This window comes from Sphingomonas sp. Leaf10 (assembly GCF_001421245.1).
Taxonomy (GTDB): Bacteria; Pseudomonadota; Alphaproteobacteria; order Sphingomonadales; family Sphingomonadaceae; genus Sphingomonas.
In genome coordinates this window covers 43,669-64,698 of sequence record NZ_LMKE01000032.1, presented here as the reverse complement: position 1 = coordinate 64,698, position 21,030 = coordinate 43,669, and the positions used below count along the sequence as shown (strand labels likewise).

The window sequence follows — 21,030 nt, the reverse complement described above, 5'->3', positions numbered from 1 at the left end:
CTCAACGCCGGCCGTTCAGCCGGGCGACCTCGGTCGCCGCCAGCAACAGCGCGCCGACCCCGTAATATTGGGTGTCGCCCGGCGCGACCTGTTCGGGACGGTCGCTGACCTGCTGGACATAGCCCAGCTTTCCATCGGGCTGCACCGCGCGTTCCAGCGCCGCCCAGCCCCGCCGCACGACCGGTTCATAGGTCGCCCGATCGATCAGCCCGGCATTGATCCCCCAGGCGAGGCCATAGGTGAAGAAGCCGGTACCGCTGGTTTCGGGCGGCGATCCTTCGGGCGCCAGCAGCGACGGCGCCCAATAGCCGTCGGGCTTCTGCAACGCCGCGATACGCTTGGCCATGGCCCGGTACAGCGCGGTCATCCGAACCGCATCGGCGCTCCCGTTGGGCAACAGCGGCAGCGACCGGGCGATGCCGGCAAAAACCCAGCCATTGCCACGCGACCAGAACAGCTTGCGCCCCTTGTCGTCGCGCCGTTCGAAGAAGCGGCTGTCGCGAAAGAACAGCTTTTCCTGTTCGTCATACAGGAAATCGGTCGTCGCCCACCATTCGGCCATCGCATGGGTGCGATAGCGCGCATCGCCGGTCTGCCGCGCCAGTTCGAGCATCGCGGGCGGCGCCATGAACAGCGCATCGCACCAGCACCACCGCGACAGGCAGGCAGTATCGCCATAGCCCGATGGCGGGACATAGAAGGACAGATGCACGCGCGGCTGCTGCGCCAGCACCTTGTCGAACGTCGCCTTGGTCGGGGCGATCGCCGCCGCGCCCGCGCCATGCTTCGCCGCCCACAGATAGCTTTGGGTGATGACATGATCGTCGGCGAAGAACGGCCGGTGCCCCGGCTGCCATTCGTTGCGCCGGCCCATCGCCTGCACCGCCTGCCCGATCGTGGGCGGTGCGCCGGCATCGGCCAATGCGGTCATGCCGACCCAGAACACCGCCTGTTCCCAACTGCGCGGGCGTGCGGTCTCGTCGGTCACGCGCGACACCTGCGACAGGTCGCCCATCCGCGCCAACTGCCAGCGCGCGACCTTTTCGGCCAGCACCAGCGGCTGCTGCGCCGGGGCGGTCGCCTGCGCCGGGGTCTGCGCCGATACCGTGGCAGGCAGTCCCGCGAGGACCAGCGCCAACAGCGATACGCTCTTCATCTCACTTCTCCACGACAGGGATATGCACCGGCGTCAGGCGCGGGCTGAGCACATGGATGGCGAGCAGGCCCAACAGATAGGCGCCGCCCGCCACGGCAAAGATCGGGGCATAGCTGCCGGTCGCTTCCAGCACATGGCCGACGAACTGCGCGATCAGCATGCCCCCGATCGCACCCGCCGTGCCGCCGATGCCCACCACCGATGCGACGGCGGCACGCGGGAACAGGTCGGATGGCAGCGTCAGCAGATTGGCCGAGAACGCCTGATGTCCGGCGGTGGCCAGCCCGATCAGCAACACCGCACCCCATAGGTGATCGACATATTGCACGGTCACGATCGGCAGCACCGCCAACGCGCAGACCAGCATCGTCAGCTTGCGCGCGGCATTGGCGCTGCGCCCGCGTGCCATCAGCCGCGACGACATCCACCCGCCGGCGACGCTGCCCAGATCGGACAGGACATAGATCGCAACCAGCGGCGGGCCATAGCCCTTCAGGTCCAGCCCGTAGCGCTTGCCGAGGAAATCGGGCAGCCAGAACAGGAACATCCACCAGATCGGATCGGTCATGAACTTGGCGATGGCATAGGCCCAGGTTTCGCGCCGTGCGAACAGCCGCCGCCATGGCAGATGCCCGGCGGGTGCGATCGGATCGCTTTCGATCAGCGCCAGTTCGGCGGCCCCGACGCGGGCATGCTCACGCGGACGGCGATAGATCGCGACCCATGCCACCAGCCACACGATGCTGAATACACCCGTCGCGATGAACGCCATCCGCCAGCCATAGGTCAGCGCGATCGCCGGGACGAGCAGCGGGGTAACGATCGCCCCGACATTGGCCCCGGCATTGAACACGCCGACCGCGAACGCCCGCTCCTTCTGCGGAAACCATTCGGCGACGACCTTCAGCCCCGCCGGGAAATTGCCCGACTCGCCCAGCCCCAGTGCGAAGCGCACCGCCGCGAATTGTACGACGCTATGCACCAGCCCGTGCGCCATATGCGCCAGCGTCCAGAACCCGAATGCCAGCGCATAGCCGATGCGCGGTCCGACCAGATCGATGAACCGCCCGATACCGAGGAAGCCGATCGCATAGGCCGCCTGAAACCAGAACACGATGTCTGCATATTGCCGCTCGCTCCAGCCCAGATCGGCCTGTAGCAACGGCTTGAGCACGCCGATCATCTGCCGGTCGATGTAATTGATCGCGGTCGCGGCGAACAGCAGGGCGCAGATCGTCCAGCGATACGAACCGGCGTTGCCCGCCAAACTGCTGTTCGTCCCGGTCACGGCAACCCTCCCCGCCGGATCGTTCCGGTCGCGATAATTGGTAGGATAACTCTGCTGAGGATGTCAACGGTTAGGAGGCATGATGCGTGAGCGCATTCGCTAACAACGCCATATCGCAGCAACCGGACCGACCTGTTGTCGTATCAATTTTTTGAAGCTACGTTCCGGTCGTCAACTCGCGGGACTCACTGCTCATGCACCGATCGATCGCCCTGCTTGCCCTGCTGACCGCGGCCACCGCGCCGGGACAGGATGTGCCGCTCCCGCCGGTCGTCAGCCCTCTGCCCGAACCCCCCGCCGCCGACCGGACGCCGGGCGCGCGCGTGATCCTCGCCGATTATCGCCATGACGACCTGTTGTGGGAAAACGACCGGACCGCGCACCGCATCTACGGCCATGCGCTCGAAGCGGTCGAGCCACCGTCCGGCTCAGGCATCGATGCGTGGGGGAAAAATGTCGCGCGCCCGTTCATGGACCGGCAGCTTCGCACCGGCGACCAGCACGGCTTTCATGGCGAGGGTATCGATTTCTACAATGTCGGCACCAGTCGCGGCATGGGCGGCCTCGGCATCTGGTTCGACAACAAGCTGTGGACCTCGCGTAACTTCGTCGCCCACCGCATCCTCCAGACCGGGGGAAAGGTCGCTTCGTTCGAGGTCGACTATGCGCCATGGCCGGTCGATGTCGGTCGCCGGGTCTGGGAAACGCGCCGCTTCACCCTGCCGATGGGCACCCACTTCACGCGGATGGAATCGACGATCCGTTCGGACCGGCCGGGACCGCTGACGATCGGCATCGGCCTGTCGAAGCGTGCGGGCGGCGACAATCCGACCGTGACGATCGACCGCGCCCACGGCCTGATCGCGCTCTGGGGACCCGAAAATCCCGAGCATGGCACGCTGGGCCTTGCCCTGCGCGTCGATCCCGCCACGATCGTCGACATCCGGCAGGATAGCGACAACTATCTGATCCTGCTCAACGCCAACCCCGGCCAGCCCCTCGTCTATTACGGCGGCTCGGCGTGGAGCCGCGGCGTCGGCGGATTCCGATCGGCCGCGGCTTGGAGCGATTATGCGCGCCGGACGGCACTGGACTTCCGGCTGGCGACTCGAACAGCCCAACCCCGTTGATCCCTGATCGGTTGCCGGCGTCCTGTGTCACCAGGTCCGTCGATGCGACGGAGGATCCGTCCGGATGTGGTAGATGACTGATCGATGATCGCAATCGGATGTCTCTTGCTCGTGATCCTGCCGATCGTCGGCCTCGCACTTGGCGGACTCATCGCTGGTCCGGCAGCCGCGCGTTGGGGTGCCGCGATCGGTTTCGGCATCGCGCTGCTGGTTTGCGGCATCACCGGACGCGCTTTTGCACGGATGCGGCAGGATCGATAGCTACCGCTTGGTCGGTTTGGTGAACGCCCTCGCCCGGTTCGCCGATCCTGCAATTCCTACCAGTCGCCCGCTATTGCCGTTGCGTGAGCCGGTGCGTTCATTACAGCCTTATCCAGTTGAACCGAGCGACCTGCACGACAAATGCATTCGCCTGATCGACCAGACTGCCCACGACGGCGGTCGCCTGCTCGCTCGTGCGAGGGTCGGCGAATGCGGCAATGGTCCGTCGAACCTTGTCTCGCTGCCACGCAGCAACTCCGGCCGACCTCCCAAGCCCGCTTTACGCCCTTACCCGACGCGCGGCGGCTCAGTGCGCGAGATGGGCCTGCAGCTTGCGCGCTTCCGCCGGCGTGATCGCAACCACCGCACCATGCTTGGCCTGAACGAAGTTGGCTGCCTTCATCGGCGAACGCGCCTCGTTGAAACGGCCGATATCCTTGAACGTCCTGAAATCGGCCGTCTCGGAAAAGCCCATCGTGTTGACCGGCTTGGCACCGAACACGTCGTACATCAGCACCTAGGTGCTGGTCCCATGGCGGCGCCAGACGGTGAGGGCTTCGGTGGCGACGGTCTCCGAATCGACCTTTGTCGCGTCATAGGCATAGTCGCGGTTGATCTTCGAAGACACCGCCTGGCGGAGATAACCGGGCTTGTCGTGCGCGACATAGATCAGATGGTATTTGTCGCCGACCTTGATGATGTCGCCGTCGATCGTGCCCTAGCCGTTGCGGGTCGAGTAACAGACCATCAGCCTGCGCTTTTCGGGGACGCTGCCCGATCCGACGTTTGTCCAAACGAACGGCTTCGTGCCGACCTGTTCGATGAAATCCATGAATTCGCGGATGCCGAATTGATTGGTCTCGGGCGTCTCGTTCCACGCGCTGTTGATCCCGACGGGGCGGCGATCGCGCGGGCCGAGCCCATCCTGCCAGTGATAGGCGTCGGCGAAGCAGCCACCCGGCCATCGGATCACCGGCACCCTGATCTTGCGAAGCGCGGCGGCGACGTCGTTGCGGATACCGCGGGTGTTGGGGATCGGCGAATCCGGGCCGACCCATATCCCCTCATAGACCCCGCGGCCGAGATGCTCGACGAACTGGCCGTAGATGTCGGGATCGATCGTCGAACCCGGCCGGTCGGTACGAACGGTAAGTTCGGCGTCGTTCGACTGCGCGATGGCGGGTGCCGCCGTGCCGAGCGTAGCCGCTGCCAGCAGTCCCCGACACCAGAAGGCGACACGTTTGCCGACCATGCCATCTCCCCATGCACCTATTATCTGTCCGAGTATTGATGGCATGGGGCGTATGAAGTTCCGCAGTTGCAGCTGTCCGGGGCAGGTTTCATGGCTTGCCGGGACGGACCGACCGATTGTTGCGCGCTGTGCGCTCCGGATCGAGCTGGCTAGTCGGACTACCGCAAACCGATGCGCTGGTCGCTCGCTGGTCAGAGCGGTTTTCGACCGAGATCGGGACTTTCGCGAACGGTCGATGGTCCCTAGCCTGACCAACCGGAACAATGCCGTTCGTCCGCGAAAGGTTTCGCCCATGCCCGACCCATCGACCCCTTGGCCCGCTACCACCGCCCCGGCGGGCGTCGAGCGCCTGATCCTCGATGCCGAACGCGGGGCTGCCGACGACCCGGCGCTCGATTTGTCGGCGGCGGCGCGGCACGGTCGGACGATGTTCCTCGGCAGCGATGAAGGCGTCCGGCTCGAACGTCTGGTCGGGGATGGCGACGGGCAATGGGCGCAGCACCGCCGCTTTCCGCTCGACGCGATCCTCGACCTCGACGCATCGGGCGAGGCGGATATAGAAGGGCTGGCGGAGGAGAATGGCTGGCTGTGGGTGCTGGGATCGCATGCCCGGACCCGCCCGAAGATCGGCAGCCAAGGCGACGATCGCATCGATTTGACCAGGTTCGCGACACTGAAACATACCCGGCCGCGCTGCCTGCTGGCGCGGTTGCCGCTCGCGCCCGATCCTGAAACCGACGGCGCGGTCCGGCCGGTGAAGCGCGACGGCGACCGGCGCGCGGGCATGCTGCGCCAGACCAAATATGGCAACCGGCTGTCGCGGATGCTGCAGGAGAGCCCGTTGCTCCGCCCCTTCACCCGCATCGCCGCCAAAGAGGGCGGCGTCGATCTGGAGGGGATCGCGGTCGCGGGCAACCGCATCGCCATCGGCATGCGCGGGCCGGTGATCCAGAGCTATGCGGTGCTACTGGAACTGGAAGTGGTCCCGACGCGGACCGGGCGGCTCAAGATCCTGGGGCCGATGCACGTCCGCGTCCTCGAACTGGACGGCCTCGGCATCCGCGACCTGAAGCGCGACGGGGCCGACCTGCTGATCCTCGCCGGACCCACCACCGGGCTGGACGGGCCGTGCGCTGTCTATCGCTGGAAGGACTGGCTGGGCGATCCGCCGCAGCATGAACAGGTGGTGCGGCGGCACCGGCCCGAACGGATCATCGACCTGCCCTTCGGCCGTGGCGACGATCATCCCGAGGGACTGGTGCTGATTGAGCGGCCGGAGGGCGGCCGCGACCTGCTGGTGATCTGCGACAGCCCCGCCGCCGCGCGGATCGATCGGGCGGCGAACGGCGTGACCTGCGACCGTTTCCGCCTGCCGGACCGCGATGGCTGACGACCTGACGAAATAGGTGATCCCGTACCCCCCGCGGAGGCGAGACCTCTGCGAAACTGTTGTTCCTGTGCCCCGGCGAAGGCCGGGGCCCGGTTGGGGGACGTTCGTACCTTACCGAAAAGCCTTGCCAACTGTACCCCGGCCTTCGCCGGGGTACGATGTAGTTTGGATTGAAGACCCAACTTTCGCGAAGGCCAGACCCTATCCCCCCGCCCCACCGACCACGATGCGCGGCAGCGCCCGGATCGGCTCGACGGTGATGTCGCGGAACCACGTCTCGGCCCCCTCCGACTGCAACTGGATGCGACCATGGATCAGCGGCTGCCGGCTGCCATCGGCGGCGATGGTGGCGAGGTCGCGCACCTCGGCAACCGGTACGCCGTTGACGACATGCACCGCGCGGTCACCGACGACATAGAGGTCGAGCGTGTTCCATTCGCCCACCGGCCGTTCGGCATCGGTCGCCGCCTCGACATTCCAGGTCGGGGTGCCGTTGACGATATCGATGGTGCGTCCGCCCGCGCGATAGCGCAGGTGCGGCGCGATCAGCGTCGGGTCGAAGGCAACCTCGGTATGGCCGCGCACCTTGCCGCCGACCGCGACGATCATGCCGGTCGATCCGGTCATGATCTCGAACTCCGCCGACGGTCGCCACGTTCCGAACACTTCGCCGGGCGCGCCGTGCGTGTGGTACAGCAGGCCGTTGTTGCGCGGCTGCGTCTCGCGCGGGGCATAGGTCTTCTGCCCCCATTTGAAGCGCAAGCGCAGGTGATAGTCGCTGAGGTCAGCGCGGTGGACCAGACTGCCCCAGGTTTTGCCCTTCACCCAGATCGCCGGCGCGCCATCGACCATCCGCACCGCGAAATCGCCCTTTGTATCGCGGCTCATGCCGACCGGCGTGTCGGGCGGGTTGCGATAGGTCAGCGCCGGATCGGCATAGCCGAGCCACGGTTCCCAGTCGTTCAGGCTCTTTCCGTCGAACAGCGCGATCTTTAGGCCGGTCGGTTTGGGGATATCGACCAGCGTCAGCCGCTGCGGTGTCGCGACCGGTGCGCCGGCGATGGCACGCGCCGTTTTCTTGCTGTCCTGCGCCAGCGCCGGGCCGGCGAGCAGCAGCACGGCGAGGGCGATGCGACACACGCTCACTTGCCACCCCCGATCCGGGCGGCGGCGTTGGCAAGGGTCAGGTACATGGCGCCTTCGGGAACGACATATTCATTCTCCCCCCAGAAGAACGGCCAGTCGTCGCGGTTCTCGGGATAATCGGGTTTGAGCAGCAGCACGCCCGGCACCACCCCGCCGGGAATGAACGAGAAATCGGCGCGGTTGCTGCCATAGGCGACCTCCTTCGACTCCGCGCCCACCCCGGACACGAACGACTTCGCCGATGCCGGATGATGACCGTGGATGAAGTCGAGCGCGCGCAGCACCGGGGCGGTGTCGACGATGGTTGGGAACACGCGGTGCAGTGCATCGGCGGTGAGGCCGAAGCCCAGCACCGCGCCGCTCCCTGCCCAGCCTCCGGCGGTGATCGGCACGCCGAATGGGTTGGCTGCCTTCATAGCCGCCGCCCGCTTCGCCCAGTCGCGCGCGGCGGGTTCGATCGTAGCGCGGTAGCTGGCCGGCATGTGCGGCACGACCTTCGCGATCAGCGTCGCGGTGCCATCAAATCGGCGCAGCATCGCCGGGGTCAGCGCCTGCACCCGATCGGCATAACGCTGGTCGCCGGTCGCAAGCAGCAGTTCGACCGCGGCGGTGAATTCCTCCTCCTCGATCGGGCCGCCGGTGGTGTTGCCGTGGCGGAAGGTATCGGGCGCGTGCGAATGCTCGTCCGCCCAGACGCGCTGCGCCCGGTCGAGACAGCGTTTGGCAAAGGCCGGATCGCGGTCCCTCCACGCCCGCGCTGTCGCCGCCAGCGCCGCCGCCGATCCGTAATTCAGCGCCGTCGCCTTGCTGGTGAATGCCCAGCGATCGTCAGGCGTGCCGCTGCGCCCGCCCTTCGCATCATAGGCGCGCTGATAGGGTTTGAGCCTGGCGTCGTAGATCAGTCCATCGGTCTTGCTCGCCGCGTCGCCCAGATGGGTATATTGGCCGACATCGGGTTCGACGATGCCGTGGATCGCATGGCCGACCGCGTCGAACTGCGCCAGCAACTGCACGCTGCCATGGCGGATCTGCTGCAATATGTCGGGCACGCCGTCGGGGACGTGCATCTCGACCTTGCGCGCGTCCCAGTCGACCGCGACGGTATCGCGATCGATGCCGAACGTCTCCCACGCATCGACCAGTTGCCGCACGACCTGATATTGGGTCTGGGTCCGGATATCGAAGTCGCCGGCATCGAGCCATCCACCGACCGCTAGGCCGGGGATATGCTCGCCGGGCTTGAACCGCGTGTCGGTGGTCGGTCCCTGCCGATACAGGTCGATATGTTCGTGATTCAGCGGCGCCTGTCGCGCGTCGTCGCGGTGTGGGTCGCCATGCCAGACGCGGTACGCTTCGTTGACAGCCATATGGTCCATCGCGATCGGGAAATAGACGTCGTTGGTCAGGTGCCAGATGCCCGCCATCACGTCCGGCCCGATCGGGAACGGCGCGCTGCGCGTCGTGCCATAGTCGATCGCATAGGTGCCGGGCGTGGTGACGCCGCTGAAATCGAGCTGGGTGTAGCGATAGCGCAAATAGCTGCCCCAGTCCTTCGCCACAGGACCGGGAACGGCCACGAAGCTGCCCGACGCGTTCAGCCGCAACAGCCGGGGTTTCAGCGCCCGCTTGTCGTCACGGTCGAGTTCGATCGTCGCGATCTTGGGGCCATCGGCGCGGTAGCCGATCTGCGAATGGCCGATCACCGGCGGGCGCAGCCAGTCGGGCACGCTGGTCGCGTCAAGCGTCCATTCGACGACCTTGCCGGTTCGACCACCGGGCAGAAGTTGCCGGACGACATACCACCCATTCTGCGCCTGGTTGCGCCCATCGAACAGCGCCAACGAGCCTTCCCGCGTGGCGATGCCAACGCGGTGCGCGGGATCTTCGGGGGCGAGCAACAGGTTGCGCGCGGTGGCGAAGGGTTGCGGTTCGGCGCCGGGGCCGTCGCTGCGCCCGCTCGCCAGATTGCGCTCGGGCGTCAGTGTCATCGCATCGGCCGGATAGCGCGGGAACAGTGCCGCCCGGCCATCGGCGGTGTAGCTGCGATGAAAATAGGCCGACGGCACGAATTCGAGGTTCAGCCCCGCTTTCCCGACCATCGCCGCGGGCAGCGGCTTGTCGAGGATCACCGACAGCACGACCTTCCCGCCGCGCCGCTCGGCCCGGACCGTATAATCGAAATCGGGATAGCGCATCGCCACCTCGATCACGCCCGCCGCCTTGTCGACCCGGCGGCGGACAAAGGCGCCGGCGGGGTCCCACTGCCCCGGCGTCGCGGCGAGACGGACATCACCGTTGGTCGCGGTGCGCACGCCCTGCTGGATCAGTTCGACGCCGCTGATCTTGGCATCGGCGAACAGCCCTTCATTGACGTTCGAAAACACCAGCCAGTTGACACCGGGCGCTTCGAAATAGTCCGACCGGTCGATCCGCAATTCGGGCGCGGCCGCTGGCGCGCTCTGTCCCGATGCCGGCGCGCTCGATGCGAGCAACGCAGCAACCAACCCGCCCAAGCAACGCACGGTCATACCCTCTCCCCGATCTTTTCGTTACCGCTACCATAAGCGGCGAACGAGGCTTGGCAAGGGTATGAAATCGTTCGCTATCTTGGGTTAAGTGCTATTGCAACGCCTGATAGATCAGTGCGCGCAGCTTGCCATGGTCGTCGATATTCCCGGCGGGCAGCAGCTGCGTCATGTAGACGACGGTCATCCGCTCGGCCGGATCGACCCAGTAGCTGCTGTGATAGGCGCCGCCCCAGCCGAACTCACCGACCGATCCCGGCTCGCCGGCCTTGCCCAGATCGGTCCGCAACCGAAAGCCCAGCCCGAACCCCTTGCCCGGTTCATAGGGGATGTCGCCCAACTGGTCGCTGACCATCAGCTCGACCGTCTTGCGCCCGAGATAGCGCCGCCCGCCCAGTTCGCCGCCGCGCCGAAGCATTTCGAGGAAGCGGCTGTAATCCGCCGCCGTCGACAACAGCCCCGCCCCGCCCGACAGCGCGACGCGCGGACCCCGCAGATAATGACCCTGCCCCACATGGCCGCCGCCTTCCCAACTGCCCGGATCGGGATTGCGGCGCACCCCGGCGGGGTCGGCGGCATAGACGGTCGCGAGCCGCCCCGCCTTGGCCGGCGGCAAATAGAAGGACGTGTCGCGCATCCCCAGCGGGACGATCAGCCGTTCGTTCAGGAAGGCGTCGAGCTTCTGTCCGCTGATCTTTTCGACCAGCACCCCCAGGATATCGGTATTGTAGCCATAGACGAATTTCGTGCCCGGCTGCTCGGCCATCGGCAGCGCCGCCATCCGTTCGACGACATCGGCAACGGGTTCGTTACGATCGGCGAAATACCAACCGAAGATGCCGGCATCGCGCCAAGCCCTTTCCGCCGGACCATTGCCATAGGAAATACCGGCGGTGTGGGTCAGCAGATCGCGGATGGTGATCGCGCGCTTGGCGGGGACGACGTCATAACCGCCCTTGTCATCGGCGACCGCGACCGTCGTCTTTTCCCATGCGGGCAGATAGTTGCCGACCGGATCGGACAGTAACAGCTTGCCCTCTTCCATCAGCATCAGGATGGCGACACTGGTCAGCGCCTTGGTCTGCGACGCGATGCGGAAGATCGCGTCCTGCCGCATCGGATCGCGCGCCTCCTTGTCGCGCCAGCCGACCGCATCGGCATAGACGGTGCGGCCGTCCTGCTGGATCTGCACGACCGCGCCGGCGATCCGACCCTGATCGACATAGGATTTCAGCAGCGCCGACAGCCGCGCCATCCGTTCGGCGGAGACGCCCGGTGCCTGGCGGGCATGCGGTGCGGCACCATGCGCATGGGCGACGGCAAGTACCGGCAGCGTGGCGAGCAATGTCGCGGACGCGAGCGACCGGCTCCAGAATTTCAGCGACATGACCCCTCCCCTTATCGTTGCCGCCTGCATAGCGGAACGCACGGGGCGCGGACCAGCGTGTTTGTCGCACAGACGAAAACGGACGCCGATGCACTGTCGCCAGCGCATCGACGTCCGTTTCGGCAGTTTATGTTACCAAATCAGGCGAGGACGAGGCCACCGACCCCGGCGTCCGATCCGATCAGCGAATAGACGTAATAGGTCACGCCGTCATTGGTGACCGACCCGTCATACTCGACCTTGGTCAGCGCATTGCCGTCGACATCGGTCATGGTGATCGAGCCGGTGCCGTCGGGCAGCGAGATGTTGCCCTTGCTGCCCATGATGATGCCGTCGTTGTTGCCGTCGAACAGCTTCGTCGTGGTCACGATCAGGTCGTGCTTGCCGAAGCGGTTGATCGTGTCATTGCCCAGATTGACGCCGAGGCGCGTGTCGAAGAAGAACACGTTCTTCGTGTTGTCGGCCGCATCGCCCCAGAACACGTTGTCGCCGAACGTTCCTTCCTTCGCACCGCGCGGACGGATGCTGTCGTCGCGGTAGATGAAGTTGCCGTCACCATCGCTGCCGAGCAGCCGCAGCGCCGACACGCCCTCGATCTGCACCGTGTCCCCGCTGGCGTCCAGAAGGACGCGGTTGTTGGCGAGGCCGATATAGTTGTCGTTATTATAGTCGTAGAGCTTCTTGTCGATCACCAGCAGATCGTCCGACCCGAAGTTCACGATCCGGTCGTTGCCCGACGAGGCGCCGGTTTCGAAATAGAAGGCGTCCGAACCGGTCGTGCCCTTGAGCACTTCGTTGGCGGTGCCGCTGCCGTTGATGATGTTGTAGTTCTGGAGCAGGTCGAGCACCGGGTCGACTACCGGGTCGATGATGATCGGCGCAGCCTCGACGGTCAGCTTGACGGTTCCGTTCGTCTTGTTGACGCCGTCCGACGCGGCATAGACGAAGCTGTCGCTGCCGCTCCAACCGGCCTTGGGCACATACACGAACGAGCCGTCGGCCGAGAATTGGATCGTGCCGTTATTGGGGCCATCGACCAGGCTGGCGCTCAGCGCCTTGCCCTCGGGATCGCGATCGTTCGACAGGACGTTGCCCGACAGGCGGCCGTCTTCCTTGCCATTGAAGGCGTCCGAACCGACGATCGGCGCAAGGTTTTCGACGGGCGGCGGGGGCGACGGCTTGGTGCCGGTACCGGAGTCGATTTCCGAGATCGTCGCCTTCAGATCGTTGGTGACGCCCATATACATGGTGATCTTGGTCGACTGCCCCGCCTTCAGCGTGCCGAGGCTGAAGGTCAGGTTCAGCGTCTCGTCGATGGTCTTGGCATAACCCGCCGCCTGCGAGGTTGCCTTCGACGCATAGGGATCGAGATTGACGAAGCCGTAGAAGGAGGCGTCGGCGCGCGAATCCTGCGAATACAGGAAGAAGGGGGTGTCCTTCTGCAGCATCGCCGTCACCAGCGCGCCGTTGTCGTCCTGCTGCTCGATCTTGTTCGCCGTCGCGAACTTGCCCGACTGATCGGGATCGGCGGTGCGCATGTAGCGAACGTCGCTCATGGTCGACGACGACTTGTTGGTCAGCATCACGTCGATGCGGATATACTTCGCGTCATCGGCCAGGGTGATCGTCTGCACGATGGCCAGATCGTCCTTGGTCGAACCGGACCAGTTGGCGACGGCATTGGACTTGCTCGACGCATCGCTCAGCGTGCCCTTGACCTGATAATAGCCGGTCAGCAGCTGGTTGCTCTGCACGACCTTCGTCGAACCGATATTATAGCCGACGTTGAACCCTTCGATCGCGCGGCCCTGCAGCAGCGCATCGTCGAGCGTCGTGCTCGACCCCTTATTGAATCCGTCGAGATCGGCGAACATGCCGACCCGCAGAAAGCCGGAATCGGAATCGGTGTCATACCCCTTTGGAGCGTTCTTGGTCGTGCCAAGGCCACCCCATTCGTTGATCCCTATCCCGAGATAGGTACCCTGCAAGAACAGTTCACCGTTAGAAACCGCGCTAGAAATAGTCATCAAAATCCCCGCTCGAAATGCTTCGATTCAGATTGTTGCCAAACATGCGGTGGCACACTGCCCGAAGACAGCCACACCGCTTTCCGCCGATCCATAATCCGACTTTTGGAAATACTTGTTACAACGATACAGGTAGGAACCGCCGATCGCGTTATTCATCGCGCCATCAGCACGACCCCGAAGTTCGTTGTCGTTATTGTGGCGCTAAGCGAAGCCCCCCGTACCGTCGATAGTCCGGCGATGAGACGTTCAAGATTCGCGCCAAATTGGCACAGTCAACGGAACCAAAATGACACGGCGCCGTTCATCGACGGATTCCACCGCTTCGTCGTACGAGAAACGACGCCATCGGCAGGGATTTGCCGGCCTGTCGGCAAGCATCGTCCCGCAGGTTGCCGACCGATTTACCATGATTCGCAATGCGTGATAATATCACATCAAATCGCATACTTGCGACGATGCTCGTTGCAGCGCGGAAAAGGCTGGGAACCCCGGTTGTCGAGCCAGGCGACGGGCGTCCGGGCGCTACATTTCCCACCCTGTTGCGACACGATCGTTCGGCGATGGAGCGATCCGCCAACGGCGCACCTGTCGCCGTACGTCGCAAGTAACGACCAGCGTCATTACTTGGGTTGATCGGCGACGGGATACCGTTGAATCTCTTCCCTCCCTGACAAGGAAGGGGTCGCGGGTGGGTGAGGCCGCGAGGGAAGGTGACGCATTCCCGATCTTGAACAACGCGGTAGCCGCTGAATGTCCGTGCGACCGAAGCGTTCAACCGGCGCCGAAAGGTCAGCCGATCTCGATCAGCCGCGGTTCGGCCAGTACGCGGTTGCCGCCCTGTTTGCGGGCCTTGCGCGACAGGCGCACCGCCGCCTTGGTCACGTCGCGCGGCAACCGCCCGCGACTGGTCGCGACGCCGGCCGACAGCGTGACCTGTCCAAGTGGTTCGTCGGTCTCGCGCATCTTCAAATGGCGCGCCGCCATTTCGGCGCAGGCGCTTTCCAGCCGGGCGATGCCGGTCGCCAGATCGGGTTCGTCGATGACCGTCAGGAACGACGTGTCCCCCCAGCGCCCGACCTGATAGGGGGCGCAGGCGTCCTTCAATGTCATGGCCGCCGCCTTGAGCACACGGTCGCGCATCGCCGGCCCGTGCGTCGCGACGAATTCGTCGAGTTGGTCGATATCGACCACCGCCACCGAACAATGGCCGATCGCCGTCAGGCACGCATCAAGCCGCTCGACCATCGCTTCCCAACCCGGCAGACCGGTCAGCGGATCGCGCCCCATCTCCTCGCGCACGCCGTTCAGCGTGTCGCGCAGCACCTGCGCCTGTTGCAGCGCCGCCGACAGCGAGCTTTCCGCCTGGGCAGTGCGTTCGATCATAAATACGACCAGCCGCTGAATCTGTTGCGGTTCGGCCGAAACCAGTTCGGCGGCGGTACGGGTCAGGTCCTGATTCAGCCCGCCGGTCGCCGATGCGACCTTGGTCAGCAGTTCGAGCAGCTGGATCGTCAGCCGATCGAACGTGCCGTCGGCAAAGGGCGACACGATTTCGGGCATTAGCGTCCGCACCGCTTCCTCACGCAGCCGCACCCCGCCCTCGATCTCGCGATCGACCGCGTCCGAAAATTCCCGGTCGACACCCTTCAGGTAGCGATAGGCGAACGCATAATGGTCCGGACTGTGGTCCAGCTTTTGCGCATCGAGAAACCGCAGCGCCCGTGCGCCGATACCATCCGCCATGCTCATTCGCCACTTTCACCCGGTTGAGACAAAGCTTACCGCAATGGCGTTAACGGCGGGCTACCATGTCGCGGATTTGCGCGGGTATCGGCTCCGTTTCGGATCATGTCACGCCGGGAACGATCGCGACAAACTGCGACAGTTTCGTGCTGGACGACGCTTCGGTTCCGACATATCGTTTATCGATGTTGCGTCGAACCGCCTTACTTGGCCTCGCGTTGCTGGCGAGTGCCTGTACCACCGGACCCGCGTATCGCGCGCCGGTCGATGCCGCGCTGGGCGTGCCGCCCGCCTTTTCGGTGGCGCGCACGCAGGCCCCGCGCGAGGATCTGACGCGCTGGTGGGCGCGGTTCGACGATCCGTTGCTGGTCCAACTGGTCGACCGGGCAGCCGCCGACAATCTCGACGTTGCGCAGGCCGTCGCCCGGCTGCGGCAGGCGCGCGAGCAATTGGTGCAGAGCCGCGCGTCGCTGTTCCCGCAGCTGTCCGCCTCGGGCAGCTATTCGCGCCTCGAAGTGCTGCGCGGCGGCGGCGGCACCACCACCCTGCCCGACGGCACCATCGTCCAGCGCAATATCGGCGCGTCGGACAGTTTCTCGGTCGGGGGCGATGCGCGCTACACCGCCGACATCTTCGGCGGGATCGCCAGCGGCATCGAAGCGAGCCGGGCGCAGCTGGATGCCACCCGCTACGACTATGCGACGGTGCTGCTGTCGGTCCAGTCGGAGATCGCGCGCAACTATCTGACCGCACGGCTCGCGCAGGCGCAGCTCGCCAATGCCCGCGCCTCGATCGCGTTGCAGGACGATAATCTGGAGATCGCCGGCTTCCGGGTGCAGGCCGGCCTCGTCTCCTCGCTCGACGTCGAACAGGCGCGCACAGCCCGCGCGCAGACCGCCGCGCAATTGCCGCAGATCGAGGCGAGCTATGCCGCCGCCGTCGCGCGTCTGGGCGTGCTGACCGGACAGGCGCCCGGCGCGCTGCGGACGGCGATGGCGCAGGGCGCCGTGATCCCCACCGCCGACGCCCGGATCGGCACCGGCATTCCTGCCGACACGCTGCGGCTGCGCCCCGACGTGCTGGCCGCCGAGCGCAATCTCGCCGCCGCCGTCGCGCAGATCGGCGTCGCGACCGCGCAACTCTATCCCGCGCTCAGCCTTGGCGGGACGGTCGATACCAATGCGACGTCGTTCACCGCGCTGACCGACATCATCAACGGTCGCCTGTTCGCCTCGATCGCGCAGACCATCTTCGACGGCGGCCGGCTGCGCGCGCAGGTCCGGGGCCAGCGCGCCGCCGCCGACGCCGCCTTCGCCGCGTATAAACAAACCGTGCTGACCGCGCTGGAGGATGTCGAGAACGCGATCGTCTCGCTCGACAGCGCCACCGCGCGCGAGCGTGAATTCGCCGTCGCCGCCGACGCCGCGCGCAACTTCGCGCTGCTGTCGCGGCTGCAATATCGATCGGGCCTGACCGACTTCACCACGCTCAACCAGGCGGAGTCGTCGTTGTTGTCGGCGCAGAACGGGCTGGTGCAGGCGCGCGCCGACCGTGCGACCGCGCTGGTGCAGTTGATGACCGCGATGGGCGGCGGATGGCGCGATGCCGCCATCCCCGACCCCGTCACCGCCCCTGCCCCCCACCGCGCCCAATATACCGAGGACCGCTGATGGCCGATCCGACCGACCCCGATCTCGATCAGTTCCTGCGCGTGAAGGCGCAACCGCGCTGGCGCAAATGGCTGAAATGGGCGTTGATCGCGCTGGGCGTTGTCCTGCTCGGGCTGGCGGTGCGCAGTTGCGTGAAGGGCGACGATGCGCCGAAATATGCGACGAGCGTGATCGAACAGGCACCGCTCACCGTCACCGTCTCCGCCACCGGCAAGCTGGCGCCGACCAATCAGGTCGAGGTCGGATCGCAGCTGTCGGGCCTTGTCACGCAGGTCGTCGCCGACGTCAACGACCGCGTCCGCGCCGGGCAACCACTGGCGCTGATCGATCCCGAACAATTGGACGACGCGATCCGCCAGGGGCAGGCACAGGTCAACGCCAATCGGGCGCAGGTGGCGACCGCACAGGCGACCTTGTCCGAAGCCCGCGCCCAGTTGCAGCGGTTGGAGGAAGTCCGCCGCCTGTCGGGCGGGCGCGTGCCGTCGGCCACCGAACTTCAGACGCAACAGGCGGCGGTGCAGCGCGCCGAAGCCGGCGTGCGACAGGCGCAGTCGAATGTCGTCGCCGCCCGCGCGCAGCTCAATTCCAGCCAGACCCAGCGCTACCGCGCGATCATCCGCTCGCCGGTCAACGGCGTGGTGCTGGCACGACAGGTCGAACCCGGCCAGACCGTCGCCGCATCGTTCAACACCCCGACGCTGTTCGTCATCGCCGAGGATCTCAGCCAGATGAAGCTGGAGGTCGCGATCGACGAAGCGGACGTCGGACAGGTCAAGGACGGCCAGCGCGCCGACTTCACCGTCGATGCTTTCCCCGGGGAAACTTTCCCGGCGAAGATCACCCGCGTCGATCTGGGCTCGAACCTGTCGGCGCAGTCGTCGTCGAGCAGCAGCACGACCAGCGCGGCGAGCACCACCGGACAAGTCGTATCCTATGCCGCAACGCTGTCGGTCGCCAATCCGAACCTGAAACTGCGCCCCGGCATGACCGCGACCGCCGAGATCGTGACGCTGGAGCGCCCACGCGCGCTGCTGATCCCCGATGCGGCGCTGCGCTTCCGGCCGCAGGATAGCGATGCGGCGTCGGGTGGCGGCGGCCTGGCCAGCGCCTTTGGCCCGCCCCGGCGGCGGCGCGACGGTGGTGCTGGCAAGGCGGCGACGATCGGGCGCGGATCGCAACAGACCGTCTATATCCTCGGCGACGACGGCAAACCGCAGCCGGTGCAGATCACCACCGGCAACAGCAACGGCGCGCTGACTGAAGTCACCGGCGGCGACTTACGCCCCGGCATGAAGGTCATCACCGCGCAACTGGCCGATCCCAGCGGCAAGAGCAGCAAGGGCGGCGCAGCCAAGGGCGGCGGGGGTCCGCGTGGCAACTGACGCGCCCCTCATCGCCTTACGCGGCGTCACCAAAAGCTATGGCGAGGGCGCGACGCAGTTTCAGGCGTTGAAGGGCGTCGACCTCGACATATCGGCGGGGGATTTCGTCGCGGTGATGGGGCCGTCGGGGTCGGGCAAGTCGACGACGATGAATATTCTCGGCTGTCTCGACGTGCCGACCGACGGCACCTTCCTGTTCCGCGGCCACCATGTCGAACGGCTGAACCGCGACCAGCGCGCGCTGCTCCGCCGCAACTATCTCGGCTTCGTGTTTCAGGGGTTCAATCTGCTGAGCCGCACCACCGCGCTCGAAAATGTCGAACTGCCGCTGCTCTATCGCGGCGATGCCAAGGCGGAGCGACGGCGGGCGTCGATGGCGGCGCTGGAAAAGGTCGGGCTGGACAAATGGTGGGACCACACCCCCGCCGAACTGTCGGGCGGCCAGCAGCAACGCGTCGCGATTGCTCGCGCGATCGTCACCAATCCCGACGTGCTGCTCGCCGACGAACCGACCGGCAATCTCGATTCCGAACGATCGGTCGAGATCATGCATTTGCTGACCGACCTCAACCGCAGCAGCGGGATCACCGTGCTGATGGTGACGCACGAACCCGACATGGCCGCGTTCGCAAGGACGGTGGTGCATTTCAAGGACGGGCTGGTCGAACGGATCGAGGCGCACCACGTGCAGGGGGAGGCAGTGGAGTGACCACCCTCACCGCACAACGCCGTTTGGTTCCCCACGCAATCCGTTCGGTTCGAGTAGCGATCGAGCTTGTCGAGAGCGCGTATCGAGAACGGGGTTCCGCTGGGGCGACCTGTGTGGGCTCCGCTCCGGGCAGGCCGTTCTCGACGGACGCTTCTCGACAAGCTCGAAGCTGCTCGAACCAAATGGTCATGGACCGGAGAGGATAACCGGATGCTAGGCACCACCTTCCTCCTCGCGATCCGCTCGATCCTGCGCCACAAACTCCGCTCGTTCCTGACCACGCTCGGTATCATCATCGGCGTTGCGGCGGTCGTCACCATCTCGACGCTCGGCCAAGCCACCACCAGCGCGGTCCAGTCGAACATCGCCAGCCTCGGCAGCAACATCCTGCAGGTCCGCCCGGGACAGGGCTTCGGTCGCGGCGGTGGCGGTCCGCGTCCGCCCGATTTCGACGAGGCCGATGTGGAAGCGATCCGCGACCAGATCGCTGGCGTCACCGCCGTCGCCCCGCAAGCACAGTCGACCGCCACCGCCATCTATAACGGCGCCAACTGGTCGACGACTATCAACGGCACCACCGACGCCTATTTCACCGTCCAGCCATGGCCGCTGGTATCGGGCCGCACCTTCACCCCGGCGGAGGAAGCGGCGGGCAAGGCGGTGTGCATCATCGGCAATACCGTGCGCACCAATTTGTTCGGCGGCGGCGAGGCGGTGGGTTCCCGTTTCCGCATCGGCAATGTCAGCTGCGACGTGATCGGCACCTTGAGCACACGCGGACAGGCCGGGTTCGGCGGCGATCAGGACGATGTCGTCATCATGCCGATCAAGACGGTGCAGCGCCGCTTCACCGGCAATCGCGACATCCGCCTGATCCTCGTAGGCGTAAACCCGGCTTACGACGGCGGACAGGTCCAGCAATCGCTGACCCAGTTGCTGCGCGAACGCCGCAACATCTCGGGCGGCAAGGAAGACGACTTCAACATCTTCGACACCGCGCAAATCTCGGCGACCATCACCAGCACCACGACGTTGCTGACGACGATCGTGTCGGCGGTGGCGGCGATCAGCCTGCTGGTCGGCGGCATCGGGATCATGAACATCATGCTGGTGTCGGTGACCGAACGTACACGAGAGATCGGCATCCGCCTCGCCATCGGAGCGGTCGCATCCGAAGTGCTGCTGCAGTTTCTGGTCGAGGCGGTGGCGCTGTCCTGTCTCGGCGGCTTGATCGGCTTGCTGATCGCGCAGGCCGCCGTCGCAGGCCTGTCGCTCGCCAGCGACCTGCCGTTCCTGTTCGTGCCGCAGGTCAATGCGCTGGCGTTCGGCGTATCGGCGCTGATCGGAGTCGTGTTCGGCTATTTCCCGGCACGCCGCGCCGCCTCGCTCAACCCGATCGACGCGCTGCGCCACGAATGATGCGCATCGGTCTGGGCGGTGGCTGTCATTGGTGTACCGAAGGCGTCGTGCAGGCATTGCACGGCGTCGATCGCGTCGATCAGGGGTTCCTGCGATCCGATCCACCCGCCGAAGCATGGGCGGAGGGGGTGGTCGCGACCTTCGACCCCGCCATCCTGCCGCTCGATACGCTGATCGAAGTGCATCTGCGCACCCATTCGGGCGGCGGCACCTATTCCCCGAACGGCCGCTATCGCAGCGCCGTCTATGTCTGCGAAGCCGGTCAAGACGACGTCGCCATGACGGTCATCGCCCGCGTCGCGGCCGAACGCGGCGAAGCGGCCCGGACGTTGGTCCTGCCGTTTCGCGACTTCAAACCGTCCGAAGATCGCTACCAGGATTATTACCGGACCGACCCGAACCGTCCCTTCTGCCGCCACTATATCGACCCGAAACTAGACTTCTTGCGCGCGCAGTTCGGCCATGTCGTCCGCCCGGAATAGGGCCGACCGAAACGCAGCGAAATAGCCCCCCTCCCTGACAAGGGAGGGGCTGGGGGTGGG

At 65.7% G+C, this 21,030-nt stretch carries 17 protein-coding genes; 8 read left to right on the top strand and 9 right to left on the bottom strand.

Features of this window, described 5'->3' with window-relative positions; all coding sequences use genetic code 11:
• Nucleotide 1 precedes the first annotated feature (1 nt).
• Nucleotides 2-1,156 (bottom strand): glycoside hydrolase family 105 protein, encoded by a 1,155-nt coding sequence (locus ASE59_RS16540; protein ID WP_056458883.1) that lies wholly within the window; start codon nt 1,154-1,156, stop codon nt 2-4.
• Between the two features lies 1 nt (nt 1,157).
• Complete coding sequence (locus tag ASE59_RS16535) at nt 1,158-2,444, bottom strand: MFS transporter (RefSeq protein ID WP_056458881.1); 1,287 nt, start codon at nt 2,442-2,444, stop codon at nt 1,158-1,160.
• A 194-nt stretch (nt 2,445-2,638) separates the two neighbouring features.
• Between ASE59_RS16535 and ASE59_RS16530 the strand changes: the two genes are divergently transcribed.
• Both ASE59_RS16530 and ASE59_RS20435 read left to right on the top strand, forming a co-directional pair.
• Nucleotides 2,639-3,574 carry a DUF4861 family protein gene (locus ASE59_RS16530; protein WP_056458878.1) on the top strand — a complete coding sequence of 312 codons (936 nt, stop codon included), beginning with the start codon at nt 2,639-2,641 and terminating at the stop codon, nt 3,572-3,574.
• An 84-nt stretch (nt 3,575-3,658) separates the two neighbouring features.
• On the top strand, nt 3,659-3,835 hold the full coding sequence (locus ASE59_RS20435) for a hypothetical protein (protein ID WP_200913325.1): 177 nt from the start codon (nt 3,659-3,661) through the stop codon (nt 3,833-3,835).
• A 307-nt stretch (nt 3,836-4,142) separates the two neighbouring features.
• Here ASE59_RS20435 and ASE59_RS20430 read toward each other — a convergent pair whose 3' ends face one another.
• Together ASE59_RS20430 and ASE59_RS19950 are read right to left on the bottom strand one after the other, a co-directional pair.
• Nucleotides 4,143-4,346: a hypothetical protein gene (locus tag ASE59_RS20430; protein WP_200913323.1), complete on the bottom strand. Its 204-nt coding sequence runs from the start codon at nt 4,344-4,346 to the stop codon at nt 4,143-4,145.
• Between the two features lie 207 nt (nt 4,347-4,553).
• Nucleotides 4,554-5,087 carry a hypothetical protein gene (locus tag ASE59_RS19950; protein WP_056458872.1) on the bottom strand — a complete coding sequence of 178 codons (534 nt, stop codon included), beginning with the start codon at nt 5,085-5,087 and terminating at the stop codon, nt 4,554-4,556.
• A gap of 292 nt (nt 5,088-5,379) precedes the next feature.
• Between ASE59_RS19950 and ASE59_RS16515 the strand changes: the two genes are divergently transcribed.
• Nucleotides 5,380-6,477: a DUF3616 domain-containing protein gene (locus ASE59_RS16515; RefSeq protein ID WP_056458870.1), complete on the top strand. Its 1,098-nt coding sequence runs from the start codon at nt 5,380-5,382 to the stop codon at nt 6,475-6,477.
• A gap of 201 nt (nt 6,478-6,678) precedes the next feature.
• On the opposite strand, the gene ASE59_RS16510 is transcribed toward ASE59_RS16515, so the two are convergent.
• From ASE59_RS16510 to ASE59_RS16490, 5 genes are all read right to left on the bottom strand, one after another.
• Nucleotides 6,679-7,623, bottom strand: coding sequence for a DUF1080 domain-containing protein (locus tag ASE59_RS16510; RefSeq protein ID WP_235515820.1), 945 nt, complete (start codon nt 7,621-7,623; stop codon nt 6,679-6,681).
• Complete coding sequence (locus ASE59_RS16505; protein WP_056458868.1) at nt 7,620-10,151, bottom strand: glycoside hydrolase family 9 protein; 2,532 nt, start codon at nt 10,149-10,151, stop codon at nt 7,620-7,622. Before ASE59_RS16505 ends, ASE59_RS16510 begins: the two co-directional genes overlap by 4 nt.
• A gap of 91 nt (nt 10,152-10,242) precedes the next feature.
• Nucleotides 10,243-11,535: a serine hydrolase domain-containing protein gene (locus tag ASE59_RS16500; protein WP_082458519.1), complete on the bottom strand. Its 1,293-nt coding sequence runs from the start codon at nt 11,533-11,535 to the stop codon at nt 10,243-10,245.
• A 140-nt stretch (nt 11,536-11,675) separates the two neighbouring features.
• The gene (locus ASE59_RS16495; protein ID WP_156360139.1) at nt 11,676-13,562 is read right to left on the bottom strand and encodes an Ig-like domain-containing protein; all 1,887 of its coding nucleotides are present in this window, start codon (nt 13,560-13,562) and stop codon (nt 11,676-11,678) included.
• A 792-nt stretch (nt 13,563-14,354) separates the two neighbouring features.
• On the bottom strand, nt 14,355-15,314 hold the full coding sequence (locus tag ASE59_RS16490; RefSeq protein ID WP_082458518.1) for a diguanylate cyclase domain-containing protein: 960 nt from the start codon (nt 15,312-15,314) through the stop codon (nt 14,355-14,357).
• Nucleotides 15,315-15,493: 179 nt separating this feature from the next.
• Here ASE59_RS16490 and ASE59_RS16485 point away from each other — a divergent pair, with 179 nt between their 5' ends.
• From ASE59_RS16485 to ASE59_RS16465, 5 genes are all read left to right on the top strand, one after another.
• On the top strand, nt 15,494-16,978 hold the full coding sequence (locus ASE59_RS16485) for an efflux transporter outer membrane subunit (RefSeq protein WP_056458945.1): 1,485 nt from the start codon (nt 15,494-15,496) through the stop codon (nt 16,976-16,978).
• Nucleotides 16,978-18,360 carry an efflux RND transporter periplasmic adaptor subunit gene (locus ASE59_RS16480; protein ID WP_056458856.1) on the top strand — a complete coding sequence of 461 codons (1,383 nt, stop codon included), beginning with the start codon at nt 16,978-16,980 and terminating at the stop codon, nt 18,358-18,360. Before ASE59_RS16485 ends, ASE59_RS16480 begins: the two co-directional genes overlap by 1 nt.
• Complete coding sequence (locus ASE59_RS16475) at nt 18,350-19,069, top strand: ABC transporter ATP-binding protein (RefSeq protein WP_056458853.1); 720 nt, start codon at nt 18,350-18,352, stop codon at nt 19,067-19,069. The genes ASE59_RS16480 and ASE59_RS16475 overlap by 11 nt, the downstream gene beginning before the upstream one ends.
• Before the next feature lie 210 nt (nt 19,070-19,279).
• Nucleotides 19,280-20,488, top strand: coding sequence for an ABC transporter permease (locus ASE59_RS16470; RefSeq protein WP_056458852.1), 1,209 nt, complete (start codon nt 19,280-19,282; stop codon nt 20,486-20,488).
• Nucleotides 20,485-20,970 (top strand): peptide-methionine (S)-S-oxide reductase, encoded by a 486-nt coding sequence (locus ASE59_RS16465; RefSeq protein WP_056458849.1) that lies wholly within the window; start codon nt 20,485-20,487, stop codon nt 20,968-20,970. The genes ASE59_RS16470 and ASE59_RS16465 overlap by 4 nt, the downstream gene beginning before the upstream one ends.
• The last annotated feature ends 60 nt before the right edge of the window (nt 20,971-21,030 follow it).

Bases quoted from the DNA above. Each gene is read 5' to 3' on its own strand.
- ASE59_RS16540 (WP_056458883.1), bottom strand. From the start codon at position 1,156: ATGAAGAGCGTATCGCTGTTGGCGCTGGTCCTCGCGGGACTGCCTGCC.
- ASE59_RS16530 (WP_056458878.1), top strand. From the start codon at position 2,639: ATGCACCGATCGATCGCCCTGCTTGCCCTGCTGACCGCGGCCACCGCG.
- ASE59_RS20435 (WP_200913325.1), top strand. From the start codon at position 3,659: ATGATCGCAATCGGATGTCTCTTGCTCGTGATCCTGCCGATCGTCGGC.
- ASE59_RS20430 (WP_200913323.1), bottom strand. From the start codon at position 4,346: ATGTACGACGTGTTCGGTGCCAAGCCGGTCAACACGATGGGCTTTTCC.
- ASE59_RS19950 (WP_056458872.1), bottom strand. From the start codon at position 5,087: ATGGTCGGCAAACGTGTCGCCTTCTGGTGTCGGGGACTGCTGGCAGCG.
- ASE59_RS16515 (WP_056458870.1), top strand. From the start codon at position 5,380: ATGCCCGACCCATCGACCCCTTGGCCCGCTACCACCGCCCCGGCGGGC.
- ASE59_RS16505 (WP_056458868.1), bottom strand. From the start codon at position 10,151: ATGACCGTGCGTTGCTTGGGCGGGTTGGTTGCTGCGTTGCTCGCATCG.
- ASE59_RS16500 (WP_082458519.1), bottom strand. From the start codon at position 11,535: ATGTCGCTGAAATTCTGGAGCCGGTCGCTCGCGTCCGCGACATTGCTC.
- ASE59_RS16495 (WP_156360139.1), bottom strand. From the start codon at position 13,562: ATGACTATTTCTAGCGCGGTTTCTAACGGTGAACTGTTCTTGCAGGGT.
- ASE59_RS16490 (WP_082458518.1), bottom strand. From the start codon at position 15,314: ATGAGCATGGCGGATGGTATCGGCGCACGGGCGCTGCGGTTTCTCGAT.
- ASE59_RS16485 (WP_056458945.1), top strand. From the start codon at position 15,494: ATGTTGCGTCGAACCGCCTTACTTGGCCTCGCGTTGCTGGCGAGTGCC.
- ASE59_RS16480 (WP_056458856.1), top strand. From the start codon at position 16,978: ATGGCCGATCCGACCGACCCCGATCTCGATCAGTTCCTGCGCGTGAAG.
- ASE59_RS16470 (WP_056458852.1), top strand. From the start codon at position 19,280: ATGCTAGGCACCACCTTCCTCCTCGCGATCCGCTCGATCCTGCGCCAC.
- ASE59_RS16465 (WP_056458849.1), top strand. From the start codon at position 20,485: ATGATGCGCATCGGTCTGGGCGGTGGCTGTCATTGGTGTACCGAAGGC.